The organism is Sphingopyxis sp. SCN 67-31 (assembly GCF_001725095.1).
This window is the reverse complement of sequence record NZ_MEFH01000060.1, coordinates 1-26,014: the sequence shown is the minus strand read 5'-3', so window position 1 is coordinate 26,014 and position 26,014 is coordinate 1. Positions and strand designations below refer to the sequence as shown.

Here is a 26,014-nt window from a genome sequence, read left to right as displayed (position 1 = left end):
TCGGGGGGCAGGGTCGGCCGTCCATGTCAGAACATGCTTTCGGGAATGATGATGACGTCGCCCGGCTGAAGCTTCACATTGGCCTTGATGTCGCCGCGCTTGATCAGATCGTTGAGGCGCAGCGCATATTCGTGCTGCTTGCCGCTTCCCTTATCGTAGCGCACGAGCCGCGCCTTGTTGCCCGCGGCATATTCGCCGAGACCGCCGACGGCGATCATCGCGTCGAGCACGGTCATGTTGGCGCGATAGGGAATCGACGCCGGCTTCTCCGTCGCGCCGACGATGCGCACCTGCTGCGAGAAGGTGCTGTTGAAGCTGGTGACGATGACGCTGACGATCGGGTCGGTGATATATTGGCCGAGCGCCAGCTTGATGTCCTGCTGAAGCATCGTCGGCGTCTTGCCGACCGCGGGCATGTCGGTGATCAGCGGCGTCGTGATCCGCCCGTCGGGACGCACCTGGACCTTGCCGCCGAGTTCCGGATTGCGCCACACGAAAATCTGCAGTTCGTCGAGCGGCCCGATGATATATTCCTCGCCCGGCCCTTCCTGGTTCGCGACGAAATTGGCGCTCGGCAATTGCGGCGCGGTTCCGGCGCTCATGCAGCCGGTCAGCGCGGTCGCGGCGATGCCGGAAACCAGCGCGGCGCGGGCGGCGCGGAGCGAGGGGAAGGATCGCATGTTCATATCACCTTTCGCATAGCCGGGCGCCCTCGCGGGCCCGGAAACGCGCCGGAACCCGCAATGACATCCATTGCGTCGGGGTCAGCCATGCTCGAAAAGGGTGAACATACCGTTAGTATTGGGGTAGGTTCGCGCCGCGCTTGTCGCAAACTGTCCCTGTTCGGAACAGAAATCGCCGTCTAGACGAGCATTTCGCGCGCCGGTCCCTGGCCGAGAAAAGCTGCCGGGCTCGCCGTGGCGCCATAGGCGCCCGCCTGAAAAAGCGCAACAAGATCGCCGACTTGTGCCGCGGGTAGCGCAACCTGATCGCCCAGCCGATCGAGCGGCGTGCACAGACAGCCCACTACCGACACCGTCTCGGCCGGCTCGCCGCCGAAGCGGTTGGCAAGCGCGATCGGATAGTTGCGCCGGATCACGGTGCCGAAATTGCCGCTTGCCGCCAGTTGATGGTGGAGTCCGCCATCGGTGACGAGGAAGGTTTCGCCGTGGCTGACCTTGCGATCGACGATCCGCGTCAGGTAGACGCCGGCTTCGGCGACGAGCCAGCGGCCAAGTTCCATCGCGAAGCGGCTGGTCGCCAGCACCGGATCGCGCGCCGCCAGCGTATCGGCGAGTGCGGCGCCGACCGCCACAGCATCCACCGCGGTATCGCCGGGAAAATAGGGCACGCCCATACCGCCGCCGATGTTGACGAGCGGCGGCGGCGCACCGACGTCGTTCGCCAGCCGCGCCGCGAGCGCCACCGTCTGCCCCTGCGTCTCCGCGATGGCGGCGGCGTCCAGCGCCTGCGATCCGGCGAAAATGTGGAAACCCCGCCAATCGGCACCGGCGTCGATCAGCCGCCGCACCAGCGCCGGGACCTCCGCCGCATCGACGCCGAACGGCTTGGCGCCGCCGCCCATCTTCATCCCCGATCCCTTGAGGTCGAAGTCGGGATTGACCCGCACCGCCAGCCGCGGCGTGATGCCGAGCCGCGCGGCGACAGCGAGCGCGCGGGTCGCCTCGCCCGCCGATTCGAGGTTGAGCGTCGCGCCCGCCGCGATCGCCGCTTCCAGTTCGCGGTCGCGCTTGCCGGGTCCGGCAAAGCTGATGTGTTCGGCCGCCATGCCGCTCGCCAGCGCGGCCCGCAATTCGCCGCCCGAGGCGACGTCGAACCCGTCGACCCGCTCCGCCATGAAGGCGAGCAATGGCGGATAGGGGTTCGCCTTCATGGCATAGTGAAGCTGCACCGTTTCGGGAAATGCGGCGCGCCATTCGGCGATCCGCGCCGCCAGCAGCGCGCCGACATAGACGAACAGCGGCGTGTCGCCCGCAGCATCGGCAAGCCGGTCCGCGCGCGCGCCCCCGATCAGCAGCATGCCGTCGGCGTCGGCGGCGAAGCCGGGCGGGATCGGGCCGTGCGGCTTCATGCCGCCACCTGCCGCGTCCAGTCCGCAGCGATCGCGACGCGGTCGAGCTTGCCGTTGGGATTGCGCGGCAGAGTGTCGCGCCACTCGATCGTCTGCGGCTGCATGAAGTTGGGCAGCGTCTGGCGCAGCCACGCCGCCAGCCCGTCACGATCCGCATCGCCCCCCCTGCCGCGCACGATCAGCACGATCGCGGCGCCGAGCCGCGCATCGGGGATGCCGAAAGCGACCGCCTCGTAAACAAGGCCGGAGGCGACGGCCGCATCCTCGACCTCGGTGGGGCTGACGCGATTGCCCGCAGTCTTGATCATCGCATCGTCGCGGCCAACGAAGGTCAGCAGGCCCTCGGCATCGCGGCGCACGGTGTCGCCCGACCAGACCGCGATGCCGCCATGGCGCGAGGCCGGCGGTGCGGGGCGAAAACGCTCTGCGGTGCGTTCGGCGTCGCGCCAGTAACCCTGCGCGACGAGCGGTCCGCAATGCACCAGTTCGCCCGGCTCGTCGTCGTCGGTCACGCTGCCGTCGGGGCGGCACACCAGGATTTCGGCATGGGGGATCGCGCGGCCCATCGAGGTCGGATGCGACGCCACGAGCGCCGGGTCGAGCCAGGTCGACCGGAACGCCTCGGTCAGTCCGTACATCGGGTAGATGGCGGCATTCGGAAAGGTGTCGCGCATCGCATCGATGAGCGTCGGGGTCAGCGCGCCGCCGCTGTTGGTCAGGCGGCGCAGCAGGGCGGCAGTATCGGCGGGCCAGTCGCTTTCGACGAGTTGCACCCACAGCGGCGGCACCCCCGCCAGCGTCGTTGCGCGGTATCGCGCCACGGCCTTCACCACGTCGCGCGGGGTCAGATAGTCGAGCGGCGCGACCGCCCCGCCCGCGTACCAGGTCGAAAGAAGCTGGTTCTGGCCATAGTCGAAGCTGAGCGGCAGCACCGCAAGCACGCGGTCGTCGGGCGCGATCTTCAGATAGGAGGCGACGCTCTCTGCCCCCAGCCACAGGTTGGCGTGGCTCAGCATCACGCCCTTGGGACGCCCGGTCGATCCGCTGGTGTAGAGGATCGCGGCCAGTTCGTCCGTTCCGGCCCGCGAGGGCGGCAGCGCCGGCCCGTCCGAATCGATCGCCGTTTCGGCGGCCTTCAGATCCTCGAACGCGCAATCCGCCGGCCGGCCGTCGCCGAGCATGTCGGCGCGCGGCGCGTTGGTGACGAGCAGCGTCGCACCGCTGTCGGCCAGTATATGCGCGACCTGCGGTCCCTTGAGCAGCGGGTTGACGGGCACATGGATCAGCCCGGCGCGCGCCGCGGCGAGCGGCATCAGGCAGATCGCCCGCGTCTTCGCGCCCCAGCTTGCGACGCGCTCGCCCGGACCGCCCGCGCGCTCGCGCAGCCAGGCGGCCAGCCGCCCGACCCCGGCATCGAAGTCGGCGAAGGACAGGACGCGCTCGCCGATCAGCAGCGCGGGCGCGTCGGGAACGCCGCGCAGCGCGAGATGGTCGATCGGATGCGACGGAGGATTTTCGATCTTGGTCATCGGCTGTTAGGAGACGGGTGATAGAGCGCGCGACCATGCAAGGGAACGGTGAACATCCCGCTAATGATGCGAAACGCCCCCCGGCGCGGGGCGCTGGCTTCGCCTCGCCCTTCGACCGCGAAGAGTGGTTCGATCTGCTCGCGGCGCATGGCTTTGCCGGTGCGGGACGCCATGACGCGCGCGGCACGGCCGGCGACACGCACGCCCTCCTGCCCCTGCGCATCGAACGGCCGGGCCATTATGCCGGGCTGACCAACTGGTACAGCTTCGCGATCCGGCCGCTCTACACCGGCGATGGCGACCGCCCGGCGGCGCTCGCGGACCTGTTCGCGGCGCTGCGCCGGCGCGCCGTGCGGCTGACCCTCTACCCCGTTCCCGATGCCGAACAGGAGGCCGTCGCCTCCGCGTTGCGCTCGGCGGGCTGGTGGGTGAAGGCCGGCCCGAAAGGCGACCGGCACTGGCTCGACCTGTCGGGTCTCGATCATGACGGCTGGTGGGAGAGCCGCCCCGGCGCGCTGCGCAGCACCGTCCGGCGCAAGGCGAAGAAGGGCGTGGTCGACATCGAACTGTTCACCGCCTTCGACGCCGACGCGTGGGCGGCCTATGAAGCGATATACGCCGCGAGCTGGAAGCCGGAGGAAGGCGACCCCGCGCTGCTGCGCGCCTTTGCCGAGGCCGAAAGCGCGCGCGGTACCTTTCGCATGGGGCTCGCGCGCATCGAGGGCGCGCCGGTCGCCGCGCAATATTGGACCGTCGAGGACGGCACTGCCTTCATCCACAAGCTCGCGCATGTCGAGGACAGCCTGAAAGCGTCGCCGGGGACCTTGCTGTCGGCGGCGCTGTTCCGCCACGTCATCGAAGTCGACCGCGTGTGCCGGGTCGATTTCGGCACCGGCAACGACGCCTACAAGCGCGACTGGATGAACCGGCACGAACCGCTGTGGCATATCGAGGCTTTCAATCCGGCGCGCATCGCGGCATGGGGACCGGGACTCAAGGCTTTTGCGCGTTCGGTCCTCGGGCGCGAATGAGGATCAGGATCGTGACCGAACCCGTCGATACCCAACTTCGCGCCCTGCTCGCCGACATCCTCGGCCTGGGCGAAGAGCGCGCCGCCGCGCTAACCGCCGACAGCGGCCTGTTCGGCGAACTGCCCGAATTCGATTCGATGGCGGTCGCGACCGTCCTCACCGAGATGGAAGATCGCCTCGGCATCCTGATCGACGACGACGAGATCGACGGCGAGATATTCGAAACCTATGGCCACCTGCTCGCCTTTGCCGAGCGCAAGGTTCGAGGTTCATAGGATAGGCGGGGGCGCATGGACGGTCATCGGCTGCGCATAGACCCCGCCGGAACGCCGCGCGCGACCGTCCTGTTCGTCCCGCCGCTATTCGAGGAAGCGAACCGCACGCGCCGCACGCTGGTGCTGGCGATGCGCGCGCTGGCGGCCGACGGATTCGCCGCGCTGCTGCCCGACCTGCCCGGACAGAATGAAAGCCTGACCCCGCTCGTCGAGGTCGATCTGGCGCGCTGGATCGAAGCGCTGGCCGCGGTCGCAGAGCGAATCGACGGCCCGCTGATCGTCGCGTCGCTGCGCGGCGGCTGCCTGGTCGATCATCGCGCCAAGGCCGCGGCCCATTGGCGGCTGGCCCCGGTCGCCGGCGCGTCACTGCTCCGCACGCTGCTGCGCGCGCGCGTCAGTGCCGACCGCGAGGCTGGAAAATCCTCGTCGCTCGAAAACCTGCAAGCCGAAGCGCGCAATGCCCCGCTGCTGCTCGCAGGCAATCTGCTGTCGCCCGCGATGATCGCCCAGCTTGGCGGCGCCGAGGTCCAGGCGGTCGCGCCGTTGCGCAGCCTCACACTCGGCAGCGGCGATGGCGCGCTGCCGGGCACGCCATTGTGGCTGCGCGCCGAGCCGGGCGAGGATGCCGCGATGGCGCACGCGATCGCCGCCGACATCGCGGCCTGGGGGGCGGCATGCGGCATCAGCTGAGTTTTGCCTGCGAGGGTGCGGCGCTTGCTGCGACGCTCGACGACGCGCCGGGAACGAGCGGGCTGCTGATCGTGTCGGGCGGCAACGAAATCCGCAGCGGCGCGCATCGCGGCATGGCGATACTCGCGCGGCGGATTGCCGACGCCGGTCATCCGGTCTTTCGCTTCGACCGCCGCGGCATCGGCGACAGCGAGGACGATAACGGCGGCTTCGAGTCGAGCGCCCCCGACATCGCCGCCGCCATCGCCGCCTTTCGCACCGCGGCGCCGCAGGTCGCGCGGATCGTCGCCTTCGGCAATTGCGACGCGGCGAGCGCGCTGCTGCTCCATCAGCCGCTGCCGCTCGACGCGCTGATCCTTGCCAACCCGTGGACCTATGATGCGGAAGCCGACGACGAAGCGGACGCCGAACCGGCGCTGCCGCCGGCGGCGGCGATCCGGGCGCGCTATCTGTCGCGGCTGAAAGACCCCAAAAGCCTGCTCAGGCTGGTGAAGGGCGAGATCGATCTTCGCAAGCTGGCGCGCGGCCTGTCGGCGCTCGGCAGGCGGAAGCCGGAAACGGCTCCCGACAGCCTTGCCGCGCGGCTCGACAAGGCGATGGCGGCGCTTCCCTGCCCCGCCACGATCCTGCTCGCCACGGGCGACCGGACGGCACAGGCATTTGCGGAGAATTGCAGGCCGGACGCGCTGCCGGTCGAACGGCTCGACAGCGCATCACACAGCTTTGCGGGTGCGGATGGCGACTGGCTGGCGACACGGATATTGGAAAGACTGGGCTGACGTCCGGTTCGGGACAAGGAACTGCCCGTTCCAAAATCGTCATGCTGAACTCGTTTCAGCTTCCATGGCCAGCGTCGACAGGTAACCGTTCCCCGGCAAAAGCCGGGGTCCAGCTACGTGCGCCTGCCTCGCATGGACCCCGGCTTTCGCCGGGGATCACCAACGTCCCTGTCTCAGGGGTATAAACACCAGACAAGTTCAGGGTGCCGACGAAATCTGAATGTCAGCTTTGACCGAAGCCTCTCCGTTCGGGCTCCGTTTACGCATCCACCGTGGCGCGATACTCCGCCTCGGCAAGGAAGCGTTCGGCGTCGAGGGCGGCCATGCAGCCCATGCCTGCCGCGGTCACCGCCTGGCGGTAGACCTTGTCGGTCACGTCGCCCGCCGCGAAGACGCCGGGAACGGCGGTCAGCGAGGTGCCGGGCGTCACCTGCAGATAGCCGTCATCGTCGAGCGGCAGCTTGCCGACGAACAATTCGGTCGAGGGTTTGTGCCCGATCGCGACGAAGCCGCCGTCGGTGGGCTCGTGGCTCGCTTCGCCGGTGACGGTGTCGATCAGGTCGACACCGACCAGCCCCGCGGCGCCTTCGCCCGCGACGAAGCGATCGACCTTCTTGTTCCAGATGACCTTGATCTTCGGATTGGCGAGCAGCCGGTCCTGCAATATCTTTTCGGCGCGCAGCGAATCGCGACGGTGGATCAGCGTCACGTCGTCGCTGTGGTTGGTGAGGTAGAGCGCCTCCTCGACCGCGGTATTGCCGCCGCCGATCACCACCACTTTCTTGCCGCGATAGAAGAAGCCGTCGCACGTCGCGCAGGCCGACACGCCCTTGCCGCCCAGTTCCTGCTCGCCGGGAACTCCCAGCCATTTCGCCTGCGCGCCGGTCGCGATCACCAGCGTTTCGGCGACATAGACGTCGCCGCCGTCACCGATGAGCCGGAAGGGGCGTTGCGACAGGTCGACGTCGACGATCGTGTCCCAGATCATGCTGGTCCCGACATGGACCGCCTGCGCGGTCATCTGTTCCATCAGCCAGGGGCCCTGAATCACCTCGGCGAAACCGGGATAATTTTCGACGTCGGTGGTGATGGTCAACTGGCCGCCGGGCTGGAGCCCCTGGACCACGATCGGCTGCATCCCGGCACGCGCGGCATAGATGGCGGCCGACAGGCCCGCCGGACCCGAGCCGAGGATGAGCATCTTGGTGTGGTGAGTGGTGGGCATGATCGTCCTGTTGCTGCGTGATCGATGAGCGTTTCGACCGTCTCTTCGACAATCGAACCGCCCGGTCAGATGGGTGTTGCCAAGCGCGCTAGCAAGGGACAGGCTGCGCGCCAAGGGGAGAGAGACAATGGCTAGCTGGTGGGACCGTCACGCCGTACCGCGCCTGATCCGCTGCGCCTGTTCGCAGGGTCAGATCATGAAGGCGCGCAGCAAGGTCGTCCCGAACGCGTCGGGCGACGTGCTGGAACTCGGCTGCGGTGGCGGCATCAACATGGAATTCTATGATTGGAGCCGGGTCTCCAGCTTCACGGGCCTCGACCCGTCGCCCGAGCTGCTCGCCATGAGCCGCGCCGCGGCGCAGGAGCGCGGGATCGAGGCGACGATCGCGGGCGGGGTCGGCGAGGCGATGCCCTTCGACAGCGGACGCTTCGACACCGTCGTCACCACCTTCACCCTGTGCTCGGTCGCTGATCAGGCGGCGGTACTGGCGGAGATTCGCCGGGTTCTGAAACCCGGTGGCACCGCGCTGTTCCTCGAACATGGCGGCGCACCCGACGCGGGGGTCGCGAAATGGCAGCGGCGGATCGAGCCGGTGTGGAAGCGCATCGGCGGCAATTGCCACCTGACGCGGCCGATTTCCGACGCCTATGCCAAGGCCGGCTTTGCGGTCGATCGACAGGCCGCGCACTATATGCCCAAGACCCCGCGCCCGTTCGGCTGGATCGAATATGGCGCGGCGCGTGCGGTGGGGTGAGGTAAGGATTGACGGAAAGGGACGTTGCCCGGCCTCGCGACCATTCATGGAGCCGGAAGGCCGGCCACGGCAAAATTCTTCCAGAGCCGCGGCCCGATCAAGCCGTCGGATCGGCAGCTTCGTCAGCCAGCACCAGAGGCATGACCGTGGGAAGAGGGGTGCCTCGTTCCCCTTTGAACCGGCTTCGTCGATAGCGACTTTGATACTCGCGCCTCTGTTTCGTCACCTCGTAAAGGACGATGCCAGAACTGGTTCCAAGGTTGAGGCTCTCTATCATGCCGAACATCGGGATCGCGATGCACATCTCGCTACGCTCTACCGCGATGTCGCTGATCCCACGTTTTTCATTACCGAACCACACGGCGAGCTTGGTATGCCGGGTGTAATCGCCTTCATGAAGATAAACGCTTTTCTTTCCCTTTACTTGGGGCGAGGTCGCAACTGAAACAAAGCCCTGCTTTTCCAGGTGATCGAGGCATTCGGCCGTGCTGTCGAAGCGTTTGACGAAAGTCCATTTGACGGCAGACACCGAAGTCTGGGAGAGCGACTTACGCGAGCGCATGTCCTGCCAATCCTCCGGAAGGGCTTTGCGCGGATCGACGATATAGACTTTTTCGACGCCAAGCGCGTTCACATTGCGAATGACGGTCCCGATATTCCGGATGTCGGACGGGCTTTCGATAACGGCGATCAGATTCTTGCAGCGGAAGGATTTTATGGCATCCGCCCGTTCACGAACCGACGGCTTCGACTTGCTTAGCTCGATCATTTCCATCTAAACAACCTAACATGGTCGAAAGAGGCTGCAAGGATTGACCTGAAGCCGTGTCCCGCACATGTCCACGCCAAATCGCGCGCATCTCTACGCCTTCTCCCCCATCTCCACCAGCCCGTGGCCGACGCCGACGCGCTCGTCGAAGACGAAGCAGTTTCCGTGCCAGCGGCTCTCCGCCTCGGGCACCTGTTCGAGATAGGCGAGGATGCCGCCCTTCAGATGGACCACGTCGGCGACGCCCTCGCGCTTCAGGAAGGCGGTCGATTTCTCGCAGCGAATCCCGCCGGTGCAGAACATCGCGACGCGCTTGCCCGCGAAGCGATCGGCATTGGCGCGCCACCAGTCGGGAAAATCGCCGAAACTGCGGGTGCGCGGGTTGATCGCGCCGTCGAAACTGCCGTAGCCGACCTCGAAATCGTTGCGCGTGTCGATCAGCACCGTGTCGGGATCGTCGACCAGCGCGTTCCAGTCGGCGGGATCGACATAGGCGCCGACCTCGCGCGCCGGGTCGATTCCCGGCACCTTCATCGTCACGATTTCCTTTTTCAGCCGGACCTTGAGGCGCCCGAAGGGCATCGCCGCCGCCATCGAATATTTGACGTCGAGGTCAGCGCAGCCGGGAAGCGCGCGGATATGCGCGACGACCGCGGCGATACCGGTTTCGCTGCCCGCGATCGTCCCGTTGATGCCTTCGCGCGCCAGCAGCAGCGTGCCCATGACCCCATTGGCGGCGCAAAGCTCCAGCAAGGGCTGGCGCAACGCGGCGGGATCGTCGAACGGCGCGAAGCGATAGAGGGCGGCGACGGTGAAGCTCATGGCCGACGCCCATAGCCGCGCGGCCAGGCGATTTGAAGATCAGGCGGCCGCGACGACACCATGCCGCAGAAAAGGCCGGACAGCCGCCATCGCGCGCTCGACATAAAGCGCCTTCTCGCCGACCGGCGCGACATAGTGGAGCGCCTCCTCCGCTGCGGCTTCGTCCGCAAGGCGCGCGATGACCCACGCAGCGAGATATTGCGAGGCGAGACAGCCGCCCGCGGTCGCGACATTGCCGTGCGCGACGAAGGGCGCGTCGAGTACCTCTACCCCCGCCTCGATCACCCAGGGCTTCGTCGTCAGGTCGGTGCAGGCGGGAAGATCGCCGATCAGTCCCAGCTTCGCGAGCAGCAATGTCCCCGAGCATTGCGCGCCGACAAGCTGGCGTGCCGGATCGAGCCGGATCCGGTCGAGGATCGCCGGATCGGCCGCGATTTCGCGCGTGCGGACGCCGCTGCCGACGATGACGGCATCGGCCTCTTCAGCATATTCCAGCGGCTTCTGCCGGTCGATCGCGACGCCGTTCATCGAGGTCACGCGCGCCGTCGGTGCCGTAATATGCGCCGCCCATCCCTGTCCGCGTAGCCGGTTGAGGATCGCGGCGGCGATGAACGAATCCAGTTCGTTGAAGCCGTCGAACGTCAGCACCGCGATCTGCATGGGAAACTCCATCGAATGAATGAGACGGAAGCCCTACAGGACTCACCCCCACATTCAAATCTTCGTCACCCTGAAGGTCAACGCTGCGCTACGCCGCCTTCTTCGCCTGCCGGAAGCTGTGCAGCAGCGGCTCGGTATAGCCCGACGGCTGGACCGTGCCCTCGAAGATCAGCGCCCGCGCCGCGCGCCAGGCGATGCCGTCGGGCGTCAGCGTTTCGTAGAGCGGGTCGCCGGCATTCTGCGCGTCGACCTTCTTTGCCATGCGCGCGAGCGCGGCATCGACCTGATCGGCGGTGCAGACGCCGTGGAGCAGCCAGTTGGCGATCGCCTGGCTGCTGATCCGCAGCGTCGCGCGATCCTCCATCAGGCCGACGTCGTCGATGTCGGGCACCTTCGAGCAGCCGACGCCCTGGTCGATCCAGCGCACGACATAGCCGAGGATGCCCTGGCAATTATTGTCGAGCTCGCGCGTCACCTCCGCCTCGCTCCAGTTGCGGCCGGTGGCGACGGGAATGGCGAGCAGGCGGTCGAGCGGCGGCACCGCCTCGCCCGCGATCTCCTTCTGACGCGCGAACACGTCGACGGCGTGATAGTGGAGCGCGTGGAGCGTCGCGGCGGTCGGCGACGGCACCCAGGCGGTGTTCGCGCCCGACTTCGGATGGCCGATCTTCGCCTCCAGCATCGCCTTCATCATGTCGGGCATCGCCCACATGCCCTTGCCGATCTGCGCCTTGCCCGACAGGCCGCAGGCGAGGCCGATGCGGACGTTGCGATCCTCGTAGGCGGCGATCCAGTCGCTCGCCTTCATCTCCCCCTTCGGGATCATCGGGCCGGCGTGCATCGAGGTGTGGATCTCGTCCCCGGTGCGGTCGAGGAAGCCGGTGTTGATGAAGACGATGCGATCCTTCACCGCTTCGATGCAGGCGGCAAGATTGGCGCTGGTGCGGCGCTCCTCGTCCATCACCCCGACCTTCACGCTGTGGCGCGCGAGACCGAGCATGTCCTCGACCGCGTCGAACAGGCGGTCGGTGAAGGCACATTCCTCCGGCCCATGCTGCTTGGGCTTGACGATATAGACGCTGCCCGCGCGGCTGTTGCGCAGCGTGCCGAGCTGCTTGAGGTCGTGCAGCGCGCACAGGCTGGTGATCACCGCGTCGCAAATCCCCTCCGGCGCCTCGCCGCCGCCCGGCAGGCGGATCATCGGGGTGGTCATCAGATGACCGACGTTGCGCACAAACAGGACCGCGCGGCCATGCAGCGTGAAGGCGGTGCCGTCGGGCGCGGTCCATTCGCGGTCGGGCGCCATCGCGCGGGTGACGGTCCGGCCGCCCTTGTCGAAGCTTTCGACGAGGTCGCCGCGCATCAGGCCGAGCCAGTTGGCATAGCCGAGCACCTTGTCCTCGCCATCGACCGCGGCGACCGAATCCTCGAGGTCGATGATCGTCGTCAGCGCGGCCTCGATCACTACGTCGGCGATTCCCGCCGGGTCGGTGCGACCGATCGGGCTGGCGGGGTCGATCACCAGTTCGATGTGCAGACCGTTGTGCCGCAGCAGGATGCCGCCGTCGCGCGTGCCGACAAGCTGCGCGGGGTCGGCGAGTTGCGGTTCCCCGCCCTGCCAGTCGGCCCACGAACCGGCGGCGAGCGGCACGGCTTCGTCAAGGAAGGCCTTGGCGCGCGCGATCACCGCCGCGCCGCGCTCAGGGTCGTAGCCGCCGGGCTTCGCCGCCGGCGCGTCGAGCGCGTCGGTGCCATAAAGGGCGTCGTAGAGGCTGCCCCAGCGCGCATTGGCAGCGTTCAGCGCGAAACGCGCGTTGAGCGCGGGAACGACGAGTTGCGGGCCGGCCATGGTCGCGATCTCGGGATCGACATTCGCGGTGCCGACCTGAAATGGCGCTGGCTCCGGAACGAGATAGCCGATCTCGCGCAGGAATGCCTGATAGGCGGCGGGATCGTGCGCTTCGCCCTTGCGGGCGTCGTGCCAGGCATCGATCTTCGCCTGCAAATCCTCGCGCCTGGCGAGCAGCGCGGCATTCTCGGGCGCGAACCGGCCGAGCAGCGCCGCGAAATCGGCCCAGAAGCGATCGGGATCGAGCCCCGTTCCCGGCAGCGCCCGGGTTTCGAGAAAATCGGCCAGACGCGAATCGACGGAAAGGCCGTGGCGATCGAGAAAATCAGTCATGCAAGCACCCTTTGGTCGGCGCGAACGCGCCAGTGGACCCGGGGAGGAAAGGGCCGCCGCCCTATGGCGCGAATGGCGGGGCTTGGCAATGGGGCGGTGGGTCGAAAGAAAAGGGATGGGAGGGTGCCGACGCCGGTCAGGCGGCGCCGCGCACCGGCGTCGGCGGCAGATCGCCCAGCGCAACGCAGACCCGGTTCCTACCGCCCGACTTTGCCCGGTAAAGCGCCGTGTCGGCGCGATGGAGCAGGTCGGGCAAAGTCTCCGGCGGCATCCATTGGGCAACGCCGAAGGACGCGCTGAAACGGCGGTCGACGCCGAGCACGGGCAATTCCGCCGACGCAAAGGCGGCGCGCACCGCCTCGGCATAGAGGCGCCCGTCGGACAGCAGCGCGGCAGGCAGCAGCACGGCGAACTCCTCGCCCCCGACGCGGCCGACGATTGCTTCGGATGGAGCGGCTTCGGTCAGCATCGCGGCGAAGTGCGCGATCACGCCATCGCCCGCGGCATGGCCGAAACTGTCGTTGATCTGCTTGAAATGGTCGAGGTCGGCTGCAATCAGCGCCGCTTTGCCCTCCCGCGCAAGCGCCGCTTCGGCATGGCGTTCGAAACCGCGGCGGTTGAAGACGCCCGATAGCGGATCGGTTTCCGAGCGGGCGATCATCTCGGCCGTCGTGTCGCGCATGGTCACCAGCAGCATGACGAGACCGGTCGCGATCAGCACCACGACGCTGCCGCTTTGCGAGATCGCGGCATAAGTCGTCGCCATATAATCCTGCGGCGTGCGGGCCGTCCCCACCAACATCGCGAACAGCGGCTTGAGCAGGTAAAGGGTCGCCCCGACCGCCTGCAACACGACGAGCAGCAGATCGAGCGGTTGCCGGCGCCCCGAGCGCCAGATCATGATGCCGAAGAGCGCTTGCATGGCGAAATAGGGAAGCTGGTAGAGCACCAGCCGCGACAGCGAGCCATAGGTCATGCTGAAGACGACCGGCACCAACAGGACCGTGACAATCCAGATCGCGGCCATCGCGGTCCACGGCGGCTCGACGCGGTAATGGCGCGCGACCCCGATCAGCGCGAAGCTGAGCGCGGAAAGGAAAACGAGGAAGATGGCGATGCTGACCGGCACCGGATCGGCCTGTTGCCGGAGCAGGAATTCGAGGCCGGCGTTGACGATTCCGACGCCGCAACCGAGCGCCAGCCACCATGCGCCGCACGCGCTCCGGTTCGTCGCCGCGACAACGGTGAAGGCCACGGCAAAGATGCCCGCAACGGCCATGTTTATGCCAAGCACGAAAGCAGCTGTCATCGACCCACTCACCATTGGTCCGCACCGCGTAGCGAGGCGGCCACCAAATTTTGGTTAATGGCACGATCGGCAGTCGGCTTCCCTGGAGGCTCTACTGGCAGGATTATTGGGCATCAGTGACTTACGGTATCGTGCCGACAAAATGCCAGGCTGGGGGTGCAAAAGCCCCCCGCCCCCCGCTATAGGCATGCAATGATCGCCCTTACTGCGAGCGAAATCGCGACGCTCGAACGCGCCGCCGATGCCCCGATGCTGGCCGCGGTCGAGGCGTGGGCGGCGGTGAACAGCGGTACCGGCAATCTGGCGGGGCTGAAGACGATCGCGGGGATGCTCGCCGACGCCTTTGCCGTCCTGCCGGGCACGGTGCGGCTGGTCGAGCCCGATCCTGTCGAAAGCCTCGACGCGGCGGGGCAGGTCCAGACGATCGTGCGCGGCGATCATCTCCATGTCCGCGTGCGCCCCGACGCGCCGGTGCAACTGCTGCTGACCGGCCATATGGACACGGTGTTTCCGGCCGATCACCCGTTCCAGTCACTGACATGGCGCGAACCCGGCGTGTTGAACGGTCCCGGCACCGCCGACATGAAGGGCGGAATCGCGGTGATCCTCGCGGCGCTGACCGCGCTCGAAGCGTCGCCGCTCGCCCCGCGCATCGGCTATGACGTGATGATCAACAGCGACGAGGAAACGGGAAGCCACGCCTCGGCCGCGCTGATCGCCGAACTGGCGAAGGGCAAGGCGGCGGCGCTCACCTATGAGCCCGCGCTTCCCGACGGGACGCTCGCCGGCGCACGGCCGGGCAGCGGTAATTTTTCGGTGTCGATCCACGGCCGTTCGGCGCACGCCGGGCGCAACCCCGAGGAGGGACGCAACGCGCTGATCGCCGCGGCAGACCTCGCACTCCGGCTGAACGCGCTGAAATCGCCCGATCTCAAGGTCAACCCCGCGAAGATCGACGGCGGCGGACCGAATAACGTCGTTCCCGATCAGGCGATCCTGCGCGTCAACATGCGCCCTGCGACCCCCGATGCGATGGCGGCGGCCGAAGCGGCGCTGCGCGATGCCATGGCAGCGGTGGCGCGGGAGCATGACGTGCATTGCCACCTTCATGGCGGTTTCAACCGGCCGCCCAAGCCGCTCGACGAGCCGGCAACGCGGCTGTTCGAACTGGTGCGCGATTGCGGCGCGCTGCTGGGGATCGCCATCGACTGGAAGGCGACGGGCGGCGTGTGCGACGGCAACAATATCGCCGCCTGCGGAGTGCCCGTGGTCGACACGATGGGGCCGCGCGGGGGCGCCATCCATTCGGCCGACGAATTTCTGATCGTCGACAGTTTGCCCGAACGCGCGCGGCTGTCGGCGCTGACCATGCTCAGACTGGCGGAACGGGGGACAGCGTGAATTATCTGATCCGGGCGGCAAAGCCGGGCGACCTGCAGAGCATCTATGAAATGGCGAAGCTGACGGGCGGCGGCTTCACCAACCTGCCCCCCGACCGGCAGGCGCTACGGTCCAAGCTCGAACGCGCCGAGGCGAGTTTCGCGCGCGAGGAGGATGCGCCGGGCGACGAACTCTATCTGATGGTGCTAGAAGAGGTCGAAACCGGCGAGGTGCGCGGCACCTGCCAGATTTTCGCGCAGGTCGGGCAGCACTGGCCCTTCTATTCCTATCGCATCGGCACCGACAGCAAGCATAGCGAGCAATTGGGCCGCACCTTTCACGCGCAGGTGCTGATGCTGAGCAACGACCTGCACGGCGCGAGCGAGGTCGGCGGACTGTTCCTGCACCCCGCGGCGCGCGCGGGCGGGCTCGGCCTGCTGCTCGCGCGGTCGCGCTATCTGTTCATCGCGCGGCATCGCGCGCGTTTCGCCGATCGCATCCTCGCCGAATTGCGCGGGGTGATCGACGAAGCGGGCGGCTCGCCCTTCTGGGACGGAGTCGCGGGCAAATTCTTCGGGATGAGCTTTCAGGAGGCGGACCAGTTCAACGCCGTTCACGGCAACCAGTTCATTGCCGACCTGATGCCCAAGCATCCGGTCTATATAGCGATGCTGCCCGACAGCGCGCGATCGGTGATCGGCGTCCCGCATCCCAGCGGCCGCGCCGCGATGCGGATGCTGGAGAATGAAGGCTTCGCTTTCGAAAATTATATCGACATCTTCGACGGCGGCCCGACGATGACCGCGCGCACCGATCAGGTCGCGAGCATCCGGAACGCGCGGCATGTCGAGGTGACGGGAATTGCGGAGAGCGGCGAGGACGCGCTGATCGCGACCGGCCGCCTCGCCGATTTCCGCTGCTGCTTCGGACAGGTCGGTGCGGATGGGACGATCGATGCGAAAAGCGCGGGGCTGCTGGGCATCGGCAAAGGCGCCGAGATCAGCTGGATCGGGCGGTAGTAGGAAACTGCATCCCTCCCCTGAAGGGGAGGGGCTCAGGAAAGAAAACCATGCTCACCGAAATCAACTTCGACGGCATCATCGGCCCCACGCACAATTACGCCGGGCTCAGCCGCGGCAACATCGCCTCGGCCAGCAATGCCGGCGACGTGTCGCAGCCACGCGCCGCGGCGCTGCAAGGGATCGAGAAGATGCGGCACAATCTGGCGCTCGGCCTGCCGCAGGGATATTTCATGCCGCTCGACCGGCCCGACGCGGCGTGGCTCGAAACGCTCGCCACCACGCTCGACGAGGTCGAGCCGCACCTGCGCGCACAGGCGTGGTCCGCCTCGTCGATGTGGGCCGCCAACGCCGCAACCGTGTCGCCGGCGCCCGATAGCGACGACGGGCGATGCCATCTGACCATCGCCAACCTCGTCACCATGCCGCACCGCAGTCACGAATGGCCGGGCACGCTCGCGCAGCTTCGCCTTGCCTTCGCCGATCCGGCCTTCGCGGTCCACGGTCCCGTGCCGGCTCCGTTCGGCGACGAGGGTGCGGCGAACCATATGCGGCTGTGCGCGGGGCATGGGGCGCCGGGGGTGGAGATCTTCGTCTATGGCATCGGCGGCGGCCGCTTTCCCGCGCGCCAGCACCTCGACGCATCGAAGGCGATCGCGCGACGGCACCGGCTCGATCCCGCGCGCACGCTGTTTCTTCGCCAGTCGGACATGGCGATCCAGGGCGGCGCCTTTCACAACGACGTCGTCGCGGTCGCCAACGAGCGCGTCCTCTTCACGCACGAAACGGCGTTCGAGAACCGCGAGGAAGCGCATGCCGCAATCCGCGCCATCTTTCACGAAGTCGAAATCGTCGAGGTTCCGGCCAGCGCGGTGAGCCTGCCCGAGGCGATCAGATCCTATCTGTTCAACGCCCAGCTCGTCAGCCTGCCCGAAGGCGACGGCATGGGACTCGTCCTGCCGACCGAGGCGCGCGAGACGCCGAGCGTCTGGACCTGGCTGGAGGCGCATGTCGCCGGCAACGGCCCGATCCGCAGGCTGCTGCCCGTCGATGTGCGCCAGTCGATGGCGAACGGCGGCGGCCCCGCCTGCCTGCGGCTGCGCGTCGTTGCCGATCCGGCAACCGTCGATCCGCGCTTTCTGGCCGACGAGGCGAAGCTCGACCGTATTGCCGCGGTGGTCGCGGCGCATTGGCCCGAGGCGATCGCGCCGGGAGACCTTGCTTCGGCGGCGCTGGTCCGCGACGTCCGACGTGCCCGCGCGGCGTTGCTGGACGCGATGGACTTCGGCGAACTGGTATAAGGCGGCGCTCTTCCCCTTCCCTTGCGTGTCGGGTTAACTTACAGTTTACTGACATGGCGCTTTCCCGCCCCTTTCAAGAGAGTTTTCCAAAAAGTTTTCCCGTTCTATTTCCGTTCCTGCCATTTCAGGACGGCTGCGGAGGATAGAATTTTCTGGTCGCGTTGCTTCGCGTAATACTCGACCATCGCGAAGGATTGGCCTGATACGGCGGCGGTTTCGGCAACGCTGCACCCCGCCTCCAGAAGCGCGATGACAGCATTTTTTCGCAATCCATGCGGGACGAGCCGCGCGCCATATTTGGCCGTGAAGGACTGTATCTCTTTTCGGATCGCGTCGTCGCCGACCGGGCCACCATCCGCCCGCGTCAGAATCGTCAGCCCGCGCTTGGGTGTGGCCGCGAGCATATCCGAGAGCGATTGGTGCATCTGAATGGTGAGTGCCCGGCCCGTCTTGCGCTGCACAACGGATATGGTCTCGTCGCGAATATCGCCCCAGCGCATCGCGCAAACATCGCCGATCCGTTGGGCGGTATAGTAGAGCAAATGAACCGCCAGTTTGACGCGCGGCAGCTCGCACGTCAGCGCCGCGTCGAGAATAGCGACGGGCCAGGGTTCATGGCTTCCCATCGGGACGGCTTCGCGGTCGCCAACCGGATCGGTCGTCGCTTTGACGAGGTGGTTGTTCCTGCCCCATTTATAGAGTGCGGCCATCACGCTGCGGGTAAGGTTCACCGATCCTGCGGCGTTGCCCAGCTTGGCGAGCAGGACCGACAAATCGCGAGGCTCCACGTCATCAACCGGTGCGCGCGCCATCTGCGCCTCGATCTTGCGTAGCGCATAGCCATATGTTCGCTGCGTCCCGTCCGACAGCCGGCTGAACTCGGGGCTGCGCTCATAGTGGCGGATGAGACTGCCAACGGTCAGGAGGGGCGACACATCAACGCGGCGGGTGACGCCGGCCTTCATTGCCGCATAGACGGCGCCGAAGTCGGCGGCCTTGATATCCGGCAGGCGATTGAAGATGCGCTTTCCCCGCTCATTGCGGACGCCAGTGTCAAAATAATAATAATCGCGCCCTTTCGAGCGCACATGTTTCACATGGGGGAGGTCATTACCTTTCGGCATAGAGCGGGCTGTCCTTGCGCCAGTCATATGCTGCTCCGGCAATACGCTCAAGGTGCTGGTCGAGCGTCGGTCGGTGCCAGTGATCGCGGCCGCCGAGTTTGACGGGGTTGGGCAGTCGGCCGTCAATAATCTCCCGCTCGAACTGCGCTTCCGAGAGGCAGCAGTAGTCAGCCGCAAGTTTGCGCGTCATCATCTGCGGCCAATGCGGAATCCGCTCGATACGAGTGGGCGCGTTCACAGCCTATTCCTCCATCACCCCAGCCCGAAGATCATCGGCAAGGACACGGTAAATGCGGGCGGCTGATCGGTTTCCCGCGCGATTTGCACGGCTGGCGCGCGCTTCGAGGGTCGCGGGCAGGTTCAGCGCGGCAACGATCACCCTCGCCGCTTCATCGGTCGAAGCATCGGCGAAGTGCTCGCCGGCTTTCAGGATTTGCTTGCCGGATGCGCGGAAGGTCATCTCCCCAGCACCCTCGCCAGAAGCCCGCGCCGGGGCGGCCCAGCCTCAACAACCCGTGCCCTATGCGTCGGATGGAACACGCCATCGCGCCAATACCCGGCGCTTGTATAGACCACGACGCCGGGGCGCTCGGGAAGCCGCTCGATAGGAGGCCAGTCGCGGGAGCGCATCATGACGACGCGCCCCGCTTCGCGGCCTTCCGGCGATTGTCGCGAGCGGCTCGCCAGAGTTCGGCGTCGGGGCGCAATCCTTCGATCACGTCCGACTGATATGCGATATCGCTGACCGCCCGCTTGAACTTCTGCCGTTCGGCGACGAGGTCGCGCAGCAGGCCCTTGTTGGCCTTTGCCACGGCTTCATGCTCAGACCGCTTCATCAGTCCAAAGAACCCGAGTATGCTCATCTGAATTTCACCCGCCGCTTCTTAGGCTGCGCGGGCCTCCTTGGTGGTGAAACTATGCGGCCTCCTGAACGAGCATCTCGGGATCGGCCCCGAGCGCTTCGGTCAGAAGTTTGATCGTGTCGGAATAGAGCCGCTCGAACTCGTCACGCGGCATGGAAGCCACGGCCATCGAGTGAACGACCTTCTCGACCTCGCCGGTGAACTCGTTGACATGTTCGTCGTAGCGGCCGAGCGTCAGCAGAATGTCGCGGCGCAAATGCTCTTGCGATGCCCAGCGTCCCGTGGCCTCCACGACGTTCCGCAGGATGGCGAAATATTTTCGGTGCTGCGCCATATTCCGGGGCAGCCACAGATTCAGGAAAACGCCCTTCCCGTCCGGCACCTTGGCGAGCAATTCACGGGCGTAGGCATCCGCCGGAACGAACGTCAGGCCGCGCTTGGTGAAGCGAGCGGAGTCCTTCATGCCGCAAACCTCCGCGCTTCCGCGTCTTCGCTCAGCGCCCAAAGACGCTTCACTTCCGCCTCGGAATCCAGCCCGTTGCGCTCGCACCAAACGGCCTCGCTCCTAATCCCGTGAATGCCGTATCGACCCCGGTGGCATCGCGGACAGACGGGGAGAATGAAGCGATGATCACGGCGCCAGCGCTTTCCCTCGAAGGCGAGCATGGTATGATGACACTCGCTCGGTCCCGGCGCGCCGCAACCGAAGCAATCGAGTAGCTTCACGCGATGATGGTGCCGCATCTCCACAGCGTTCGGCTGCGGATTGTAGCGCGGCTTCATCCTGCGGTGGTTGACCGGAGCGCCCATGGCTAAAACGGAACCTCGTCCGAACCGAGATCGTCGTCAGACCAGCTACCACCCTGCTGCTGGTCGCGCGGCTTGGTATGACCGTAGGAACCGCCCCAGCCATCGTCGGACTGTCCGCCACTTTCGCGCTTGTCGAGAAGCGTCAGGACAGCGCGCGGGCCGCTCAGCACAACCTCGGTCGAGTAGCGGTCGTTGCCGTCACGGTCCTGCCACTTGCGGGTGCGAAGCGCGCCCTCAACGTAGACGGCGCTGCCTTTGCGAAGATACTTCTCCGCGACCCCGACCAAGCCGTCACCGGAGATGACAACGCTATGCCATTCGGTGCGCTCTTTTCGTTCCCCGGTCTGCTTGTCTTTCCAGTGCTCGGAAGTGGCGATGCGCAGGTTCGCGATGCGCCCGCCATCGCGGAAGCTCTTAACCTCGGGATCGGCACCCAAATGGCCGATGAGGATGACTTTGTTGACGCTGCCGGCCATCAGACAATCCTCTCTTCGATGATATCGACGCCGGGGATCGGCGAGACGCCATCAATCGGGCGGACCCCCGCCTTCACGTCCTCGTCGGCGAGAACCTGGAGAAAGGATTTCACGCGCTCGGGCTGCGTCTTGGCGTAGTAGGTCAGCGCCTTGCCGCCCTCGCCGTCGCGGAGTTTGGCAATCCAGCGCGAGCGCAGGCCGATGGCGCGATGCTCGCCCTTCGCCTGCACCTTTTCATTCTCGACGGCCTTGAGCGCCTTTCCAGCTTCTTCGGCGGCGTCCAGAAGATCGTCGGCGGCATCGATCGCGTTGAGGTCGCCGGTGCCGATGGCGGCGCGGCGGGCGTCTATTGCTTCCGCCTGCGCCTTTTCGTGTGCCTCGCGAGCGGCGCGCTCGCGCTCCTGCTTTTCGGCTTCCAGCTTGTTCAGCCAGACAGTCAGGAGCGAGCCGAGCGCCGCCACCGCCTTGCTCACAGATCCCGGCTGCCTGTTTTTCAGCGGGGCGATATAGACATTATAGCGGTCCTGAATTTCTTGCGCGGCTTCGTCGAGCGGCTTCTTTTCGGCAACGCGGGCTTCGTCCGCCAGTTTGGCGGCATCCTGCAACTGCTGGCGCAGCCGCCCGATCTCATCGGCGATACCCTGCGAGGAAATGGCTTCGCCGTCCGCCCAATTGCGGGCTTCTGCGAGAAGGTCGTCCATATGGGACTGGATTGCATCCCATTGCATGGCCGCCTTGGCTTCTGCCGGGGGATTGTTGCCACCAATGCCGCGGTTTGGTTCGTCGGTGGGCGCTTCCGCTTCCAGCTTGCGGATATGCTGGTCGAGCCAGCCGATTTCCGCCGTGCGGTGGCGCTGCGTCTCGTCGCGCTGGATTTTCGCCAGTGCGTTTTTCGCGTAGGACAGGGGCATAGTGTCGATAGCGATCGGCCCCTTGGACGACTGATACATGTTCATGGGAAGGCCTTTCAGGCTGCGAGATCGGTTTCGGAGATGTCCCCGAAATCGTCGTTGGATTGGGCGGCTTTGTTCGTTTCGGCCTTCGCCTGTTTCGCGATCCTCTCGTCGCAGACGCCGATGACCTCGTTGAACTGGTCGTAGTTGAGCGCGCGAATGTCTTTCACGCCGTATTTCTCGCAGACGCGGGCAGGCGTCAGGCGACCGGCCTTCATCTTGGCGGTGAGGCGATTAAGCTCGTCATCGGGCATCCCGCGCACAACTTCGTGTGTCGTCGCGTCGGCGTCGTTGTCGCCTTCGGTCGGGATCGCGAATGCCATGAAGGCAGCGTATTTGTAGGCAGCGGACATGGCCTTGTTCGTGGCCTTGTCGCCGCTGTCCATTGCCTCGCCATAGGTGCGGACGGTGTGCGTCGATCCATCCTCGACCGCGACGAAATCGAACTCCGCCGTCACGGTCACATAGAACAGGACGCTTTCTTTCGGTGGCCCACCATTGTATCCCGGCTTCATCGATACCCGCTCGGAGCGGGAGCAATCGACCATGCGGGGCAGGACGCAAAGGCCGTGTTTCGCGAGCAGCGGCGACAGGGCCGAATAGACCTGATCAATGCCGCGGAATCGGTATTTCTGTTGCTCGTTCACACCATCCTTGGCGATGCCGACTTTCGACAATTCTTCCTGGATGGCGGCGATAGCTTTGTAGACAGCGGTCACTTGCTTTTCTCCATGTCAGGGGTGTTGGGGGTGGCGGGCGGCTGGAAACCGAAATTGTCATCGGGATCGCCGTCGTCTTTGAGGGAGAAGCGCCAAGCAGCGAACGCCACGACGCGCCGCAGCCACGTCCAATTCTGATTGGCGTAGACCGAAATCGGGCGCTCTTTGAGCAAGTCAGCACTGCCAACGGTGAGCACGACCACTACCGTCGGCTCGGCCGCCTGCTCGATCTCCCTGCGGGCATCATCGAGAGCCGCGAGGGCATTCTTGCGCCAGTCGGTCATACGGCCTCCGCAAGATGCTTTTCGACGCGGACAGGACCAAGCGCGCCCTCGATCAGGATCGGCTTGGCGTTGACCTTGACGATTTTCCTGACGCCGTAGAGGGTGCGGACTTCCTGCCCGACATGAAAATCGCTGGCGACGATCTTTGCATCGCGTTCGGCTTTCGCGTCTCCGGCTACGCGGGGTTGCGCGCTGATAAGTCTATTGGCCCGCTCACGCAGCAACTTGGCGCGATGATACAGGTCGCCGACAGTGATCGACCGGCTGCGCTCCCTATCACGCGCCCGTGCGAATGCGCGGCCAGCAGCGTTGCCATAGCTTGGTTGCGTCAGGAAGGCGGGGTCGCGGTTCGGCCCTTGCTCTATGATCGCAGCGCGCGCTTCCAGTTTCTGCGCCCTGTCGGTCAGACGTGCTGCCTTGTCGAGCATCATCTGCTTGCGCTCGGTCCGGATTTCGGAATCCCCGCTCACTTCCCGTCCTCCCTGTCAGTGGTTTGACGGGCGAGGAGCATGGCGTCGGCGAGCGCGTATGCGCCGTAAGCGACCATCGCATGATAGCCGTCGATGGTTTGGCCGCTCGTCATGTGGGTTGTCCCCGACGAGAGAATGCCAATGAGCGCCTGCCCCGCGAGCCAGTCGCGCAGCTCCATCCCGCTATCTCCAGCCTGCGTGTTGTCGTCGCACCGCCAAGGAAATGCGTATGGATTTTCTGGCTTGGCCATCACCGCTCTCCCATGGTCAGCCGGTCATCAATTCGCCGGTCGCGCTCGTCGTCGGGGTCGGGGCCGCCCTTCGATCGGTTCTCGATCAGTATGTCCGCTTCCTCGCAAAGGTCGCGGGCGCGCTTGAGCATGGTCGAAAGTTCGTCCGTTCCACCCTCGGGATCGCGGTATTGCTGATAGAGTTCGTCCAGCGCGTCGAAGATCGACATCAGGCGCGGCTCCGCCCAGCCGATGGCGTTCAGGGGCGTCGTCATGCGATCACCGCCAGTCCCGCCGCCACGACAGCCAGCAACCCAAACACAGCAAACCAGCCTGCGATTTCACGCTTCGGGATGGTGCGGATCACCGAAATGGGGTCGCGCTGGATTTCCTCTGCCGGGACAAGCTGCATTTCCGGCAGCGCGTCGGAGTGGGTGGCGCGGTTGAATTGCTCGCGCGTCAGGCGAAGGTGGCGGGTGTGGGCGTGTTTCATGCCTTCGCCCCCCTCATCTGGTCGCGCAGCGCGATCTTGTCGCCGAGGCACATATCACCCGCCATCTCGTTGCATTTGCGGTGCGCGAGGACGAAGTTTGCCAGCGTGTCAGGCCCACCCTGCGAACGCGGAACAAGGTGCTCGATGCTTTCGGTCGCCGCGGTCGTGCTTTCGCCGCAGAACCAGCAACCCTTGCCGTCGCGGGCGATGATCTGCGCGCGAAACGACATACGCTTCGAGCGGTTCATTTTGCTCTTGAGGGAACCATCACCTTCGATGCCGAGAAACTGCGCATAATGCTCGCGCGTCCCCGGCATGAAGGTCAGCAGGCCGCTTTCTTTGGCGTAGATGATATGCGTGACCGGCTTGCGATGACCCTCAGCGTGCGCAAGGTAGCGGACGACCTCATACTGGTTCGTTGGAACGCCGATTTCAGCTCCATTGTATGCGAGCCATGCGACGAAGCCTTGCACGTCGAACTGGTCGCGGCGGATAGGAACATTGCTCACGATTGCATCTCCCGCGGATTGCGCGCCCCACGCTCGGCGCGGCGCTGCTCTAAAATCCGGTCGCACTCGGCCATGAAGGCGTCGCTTGCTTCCAGTGTGGCGTGGAAGCGGTCTGCTGCTGGCGCGTCAGCCGGGATGCTCTCGAGGACGCGCATCATCTGCGAAAATCCGCCGGTCATCGCGCTTCCCCCGCCCCATTGCTGCGGCCCTCGCCTGAATGGGCGGTGCGGTGGCTATGGTTCTCAGTTGGCATTTGCGGCACTCCGTCGTCTCGCTCGTAATCGTCTCACTCGCTCGCGCGTGGCGATCCGCGCGCAGGTGGCGCAGCGAAACCCGCCAGTTGTTGGCTTGCGATTCTTGCCCGTCATGGGATGTCCGCGCTTGCAATGGCTGCGGGGCTTCGACGCGTGGCGACCTTTAGCCACGCAGTCGCGAATGTTATCTGCGGCCGTCCCCGGCCAAATATGGTTAGGGTTCACGCAGGGCGGATTGTCGCAGCTATGACACCCCATCATCCCTTTCGGGAAAGGGCGCCCGTTGGCGATTTCCCAAGCGACCTGATGCGCTGGTCGGGTTCGGGTGCCATCCCAAAATCGACCGTATTTAGAGCGTGCGGAACTGCATCCACCAAGCCAGATCCAGCAGTCGTCCGGACCCCGCTTTTCGACGCGAGCCCAGAAGGCCTGCGTTACAGTCTGATCGTTGGTCATGCTGCCTGCTCCTCACGGAACAGAGCCTTGAACTGCTCGCCATAGTGGCCGAATGCAGCGCTCAACACGGTAGCCAGCGGCAATTCGTCAGCGTTCGGGTCCAACCCCGCCTGCTCCATGCCGTGCTTCAACCCGCTTTCGCAGGCGCCGGTGATCAGGCGAAAGTCGTTGAACTGGACGGTGCCGCGCGCCTTGATCTCGGCAATGAGCTCGTCCTGGTCGAAGTCGTGCTCCATCGCCTTGAAGCGAACATCGCGCATCGCCTGCTCGATGGTCTCGCCGTGCGCGTAATAGTCGCCGCTCCGCGCGATCCAGCATTTCTTGAGGTCGGCCAACTCGCCGCCGCCGAAGTAGGCCGCGCGGTAGAGCGTATAGTCGCCTTTCGTCCGCTTTGAGCGGATGAGCATCGTGTAGCCGTCGATGGCGCGAAGGCGGATGCGCTCGCCCCGATAGACCGGATATTCATCCGTCAGGCTGCGGAGATCGACGTAGCCGCCGTTGCTGAACGTCGTGTTCTCGGGCAGCGTCGTCAGGCTGCTGAGATAGACGTTGCCGC

The 26,014-nt window shown here is 65.8% G+C and carries 34 protein-coding genes; 8 read left to right on the top strand and 26 right to left on the bottom strand.

Going from position 1 to position 26,014, the window contains the following annotated elements; genetic code table 11:
* Positions 1 to 26 precede the first annotated feature (26 nt).
* The 3 genes from ABS88_RS11695 to ABS88_RS11685 all read right to left on the bottom strand — a co-directional run bounded on the left by ABS88_RS11695 (position 27) and on the right by ABS88_RS11685 (position 3,621).
* Complete coding sequence (locus ABS88_RS11695) at positions 27 to 680, bottom strand: XrtA/PEP-CTERM system exopolysaccharide export protein (protein ID WP_067111617.1); 654 nt, start codon at positions 678 to 680, stop codon at positions 27 to 29.
* 182 nt (positions 681 to 862) lie between these two features.
* A complete protein-coding gene (locus ABS88_RS11690) occupies positions 863 to 2,092 on the bottom strand; it encodes a pyridoxal-dependent decarboxylase, exosortase A system-associated (protein ID WP_076075907.1) in 1,230 nt (409 codons plus the stop codon).
* Entirely contained in the window at positions 2,089 to 3,621 is a 1,533-nt protein-coding gene (locus ABS88_RS11685; protein ID WP_076075910.1) for an acyl-CoA ligase (AMP-forming), exosortase A system-associated, read from the bottom strand. The genes ABS88_RS11690 and ABS88_RS11685 overlap by 4 nt, the downstream gene beginning before the upstream one ends.
* Before the next feature lie 35 nt (positions 3,622 to 3,656).
* Between ABS88_RS11685 and ABS88_RS11680 the strand changes: the two genes are divergently transcribed.
* The 4 genes from ABS88_RS11680 to ABS88_RS11665 are packed head-to-tail and all read left to right on the top strand — an operon-like array spanning position 3,657 to position 6,396.
* Entirely contained in the window at positions 3,657 to 4,652 is a 996-nt protein-coding gene (locus ABS88_RS11680) for a GNAT family N-acetyltransferase (RefSeq protein ID WP_076075912.1), read from the top strand.
* Between the two features lie 11 nt (positions 4,653 to 4,663).
* Positions 4,664 to 4,927 (top strand): acyl carrier protein, encoded by a 264-nt coding sequence (locus ABS88_RS11675; protein WP_234002610.1) that lies wholly within the window; start codon positions 4,664 to 4,666, stop codon positions 4,925 to 4,927.
* 15 nt (positions 4,928 to 4,942) lie between these two features.
* Positions 4,943 to 5,617 carry an alpha/beta hydrolase family protein gene (locus ABS88_RS11670; RefSeq protein ID WP_067111604.1) on the top strand — a complete coding sequence of 225 codons (675 nt, stop codon included), beginning with the start codon at positions 4,943 to 4,945 and terminating at the stop codon, positions 5,615 to 5,617.
* Entirely contained in the window at positions 5,602 to 6,396 is a 795-nt protein-coding gene (locus tag ABS88_RS11665) for a hydrolase 1, exosortase A system-associated (RefSeq protein WP_067111607.1), read from the top strand. Before ABS88_RS11670 ends, ABS88_RS11665 begins: the two co-directional genes overlap by 16 nt.
* Before the next feature lie 259 nt (positions 6,397 to 6,655).
* On the opposite strand, the gene trxB is transcribed toward ABS88_RS11665, so the two are convergent.
* Positions 6,656 to 7,621, bottom strand: coding sequence for a thioredoxin-disulfide reductase (gene trxB / locus ABS88_RS11660; protein WP_067112046.1), 966 nt, complete (start codon positions 7,619 to 7,621; stop codon positions 6,656 to 6,658).
* 127 nt (positions 7,622 to 7,748) lie between these two features.
* Between trxB and ABS88_RS11655 the strand changes: the two genes are divergently transcribed.
* Positions 7,749 to 8,375 (top strand): class I SAM-dependent methyltransferase, encoded by a 627-nt coding sequence (locus ABS88_RS11655; protein WP_076075918.1) that lies wholly within the window; start codon positions 7,749 to 7,751, stop codon positions 8,373 to 8,375.
* A gap of 97 nt (positions 8,376 to 8,472) precedes the next feature.
* On the opposite strand, the gene ABS88_RS11650 is transcribed toward ABS88_RS11655, so the two are convergent.
* The 5 genes from ABS88_RS11650 to ABS88_RS11630 all read right to left on the bottom strand — a co-directional run bounded on the left by ABS88_RS11650 (position 8,473) and on the right by ABS88_RS11630 (position 14,117).
* The gene (locus ABS88_RS11650) at positions 8,473 to 9,150 is read right to left on the bottom strand and encodes a TrmH family RNA methyltransferase (RefSeq protein ID WP_234002609.1); all 678 of its coding nucleotides are present in this window, start codon (positions 9,148 to 9,150) and stop codon (positions 8,473 to 8,475) included.
* Positions 9,151 to 9,237: 87 nt separating this feature from the next.
* On the bottom strand, positions 9,238 to 9,966 hold the full coding sequence (trhO, locus tag ABS88_RS11645) for an oxygen-dependent tRNA uridine(34) hydroxylase TrhO (protein ID WP_104959488.1): 729 nt from the start codon (positions 9,964 to 9,966) through the stop codon (positions 9,238 to 9,240).
* A 39-nt stretch (positions 9,967 to 10,005) separates the two neighbouring features.
* On the bottom strand, positions 10,006 to 10,626 hold the full coding sequence (locus ABS88_RS11640) for a DJ-1/PfpI family protein (protein ID WP_067112040.1): 621 nt from the start codon (positions 10,624 to 10,626) through the stop codon (positions 10,006 to 10,008).
* 88 nt (positions 10,627 to 10,714) lie between these two features.
* Positions 10,715 to 12,808, bottom strand: coding sequence for a malate synthase G (locus tag ABS88_RS11635; protein WP_104959487.1), 2,094 nt, complete (start codon positions 12,806 to 12,808; stop codon positions 10,715 to 10,717).
* Positions 12,809 to 12,944: 136 nt separating this feature from the next.
* Positions 12,945 to 14,117, bottom strand: a complete 1,173-nt coding sequence (locus tag ABS88_RS11630; RefSeq protein WP_076075926.1) for a GGDEF domain-containing protein — start codon at positions 14,115 to 14,117, stop codon at positions 12,945 to 12,947.
* Positions 14,118 to 14,309: 192 nt separating this feature from the next.
* On the opposite strand from ABS88_RS11630, the gene ABS88_RS11625 reads away from it, so the two are divergent.
* The 3 genes from ABS88_RS11625 to ABS88_RS11615 are packed head-to-tail and all read left to right on the top strand — an operon-like array spanning position 14,310 to position 17,817.
* A complete protein-coding gene (locus ABS88_RS11625; protein WP_076075929.1) occupies positions 14,310 to 15,518 on the top strand; it encodes a hydrolase in 1,209 nt (402 codons plus the stop codon).
* Entirely contained in the window at positions 15,515 to 16,516 is a 1,002-nt protein-coding gene (locus ABS88_RS11620) for an arginine N-succinyltransferase (RefSeq protein WP_076075932.1), read from the top strand. The genes ABS88_RS11625 and ABS88_RS11620 overlap by 4 nt, the downstream gene beginning before the upstream one ends.
* A gap of 50 nt (positions 16,517 to 16,566) precedes the next feature.
* The gene (locus tag ABS88_RS11615; protein WP_076075935.1) at positions 16,567 to 17,817 is read left to right on the top strand and encodes an N-succinylarginine dihydrolase; all 1,251 of its coding nucleotides are present in this window, start codon (positions 16,567 to 16,569) and stop codon (positions 17,815 to 17,817) included.
* Between the two features lie 104 nt (positions 17,818 to 17,921).
* Here the strand turns inward: ABS88_RS11615 and ABS88_RS11610 are convergent, their stop codons facing one another.
* The 17 genes from ABS88_RS11610 to ABS88_RS11535 all read right to left on the bottom strand — a co-directional run.
* Positions 17,922 to 18,941, bottom strand: a complete 1,020-nt coding sequence (locus ABS88_RS11610) for a site-specific integrase (protein ID WP_286749859.1) — start codon at positions 18,939 to 18,941, stop codon at positions 17,922 to 17,924.
* Entirely contained in the window at positions 18,928 to 19,179 is a 252-nt protein-coding gene (locus ABS88_RS11605; protein WP_286749858.1) for a helix-turn-helix transcriptional regulator, read from the bottom strand. The genes ABS88_RS11610 and ABS88_RS11605 overlap by 14 nt, the downstream gene beginning before the upstream one ends.
* Positions 19,180 to 19,182: 3 nt before the next feature.
* A complete protein-coding gene (locus ABS88_RS11600; protein WP_286749857.1) occupies positions 19,183 to 19,401 on the bottom strand; it encodes a hypothetical protein in 219 nt (72 codons plus the stop codon).
* Positions 19,402 to 19,570: 169 nt separating this feature from the next.
* Positions 19,571 to 19,753 carry a hypothetical protein gene (locus ABS88_RS11595; protein ID WP_286749856.1) on the bottom strand — a complete coding sequence of 61 codons (183 nt, stop codon included), beginning with the start codon at positions 19,751 to 19,753 and terminating at the stop codon, positions 19,571 to 19,573.
* A gap of 103 nt (positions 19,754 to 19,856) precedes the next feature.
* Positions 19,857 to 20,267 (bottom strand): hypothetical protein, encoded by a 411-nt coding sequence (locus tag ABS88_RS11590; RefSeq protein ID WP_286749855.1) that lies wholly within the window; start codon positions 20,265 to 20,267, stop codon positions 19,857 to 19,859.
* A gap of 349 nt (positions 20,268 to 20,616) precedes the next feature.
* On the bottom strand, positions 20,617 to 21,090 hold the full coding sequence (gene ssb / locus ABS88_RS11585) for a single-stranded DNA-binding protein (RefSeq protein ID WP_286749854.1): 474 nt from the start codon (positions 21,088 to 21,090) through the stop codon (positions 20,617 to 20,619).
* Positions 21,090 to 22,046: a hypothetical protein gene (locus ABS88_RS11580; protein ID WP_286749852.1), complete on the bottom strand. Its 957-nt coding sequence runs from the start codon at positions 22,044 to 22,046 to the stop codon at positions 21,090 to 21,092. The genes ssb and ABS88_RS11580 overlap by 1 nt, the downstream gene beginning before the upstream one ends.
* 11 nt (positions 22,047 to 22,057) lie before the next feature.
* Complete coding sequence (locus ABS88_RS11575; protein ID WP_286749850.1) at positions 22,058 to 22,762, bottom strand: ERF family protein; 705 nt, start codon at positions 22,760 to 22,762, stop codon at positions 22,058 to 22,060.
* Positions 22,759 to 23,046 (bottom strand): hypothetical protein, encoded by a 288-nt coding sequence (locus ABS88_RS11570; RefSeq protein WP_286749848.1) that lies wholly within the window; start codon positions 23,044 to 23,046, stop codon positions 22,759 to 22,761. Before ABS88_RS11570 ends, ABS88_RS11575 begins: the two co-directional genes overlap by 4 nt.
* Complete coding sequence (locus ABS88_RS11565) at positions 23,043 to 23,516, bottom strand: hypothetical protein (RefSeq protein WP_286749846.1); 474 nt, start codon at positions 23,514 to 23,516, stop codon at positions 23,043 to 23,045. The genes ABS88_RS11570 and ABS88_RS11565 overlap by 4 nt, the downstream gene beginning before the upstream one ends.
* Entirely contained in the window at positions 23,513 to 23,767 is a 255-nt protein-coding gene (locus ABS88_RS11560) for a hypothetical protein (protein WP_286749844.1), read from the bottom strand. Before ABS88_RS11560 ends, ABS88_RS11565 begins: the two co-directional genes overlap by 4 nt.
* Entirely contained in the window at positions 23,767 to 24,021 is a 255-nt protein-coding gene (locus ABS88_RS11555; RefSeq protein WP_286749842.1) for a hypothetical protein, read from the bottom strand. The genes ABS88_RS11560 and ABS88_RS11555 overlap by 1 nt, the downstream gene beginning before the upstream one ends.
* Positions 24,018 to 24,239, bottom strand: coding sequence for a hypothetical protein (locus ABS88_RS11550; protein WP_286749841.1), 222 nt, complete (start codon positions 24,237 to 24,239; stop codon positions 24,018 to 24,020). The genes ABS88_RS11555 and ABS88_RS11550 overlap by 4 nt, the downstream gene beginning before the upstream one ends.
* Positions 24,236 to 24,712, bottom strand: coding sequence for an HNH endonuclease (locus tag ABS88_RS11545; protein ID WP_286749840.1), 477 nt, complete (start codon positions 24,710 to 24,712; stop codon positions 24,236 to 24,238). Before ABS88_RS11545 ends, ABS88_RS11550 begins: the two co-directional genes overlap by 4 nt.
* A gap of 32 nt (positions 24,713 to 24,744) precedes the next feature.
* Entirely contained in the window at positions 24,745 to 24,927 is a 183-nt protein-coding gene (locus ABS88_RS11540) for a hypothetical protein (protein WP_286749839.1), read from the bottom strand.
* A gap of 63 nt (positions 24,928 to 24,990) precedes the next feature.
* Positions 24,991 to 25,458 carry an HNH endonuclease signature motif containing protein gene (locus ABS88_RS25035; protein WP_353745073.1) on the bottom strand — a complete coding sequence of 156 codons (468 nt, stop codon included), beginning with the start codon at positions 25,456 to 25,458 and terminating at the stop codon, positions 24,991 to 24,993.
* The coding region (locus tag ABS88_RS11535) for a hypothetical protein (RefSeq protein WP_286749838.1) at positions 25,455 to 26,014 on the bottom strand (560 nt) is incomplete at its 5' end. The genes ABS88_RS11535 and ABS88_RS25035, both read right to left, overlap by 4 nt.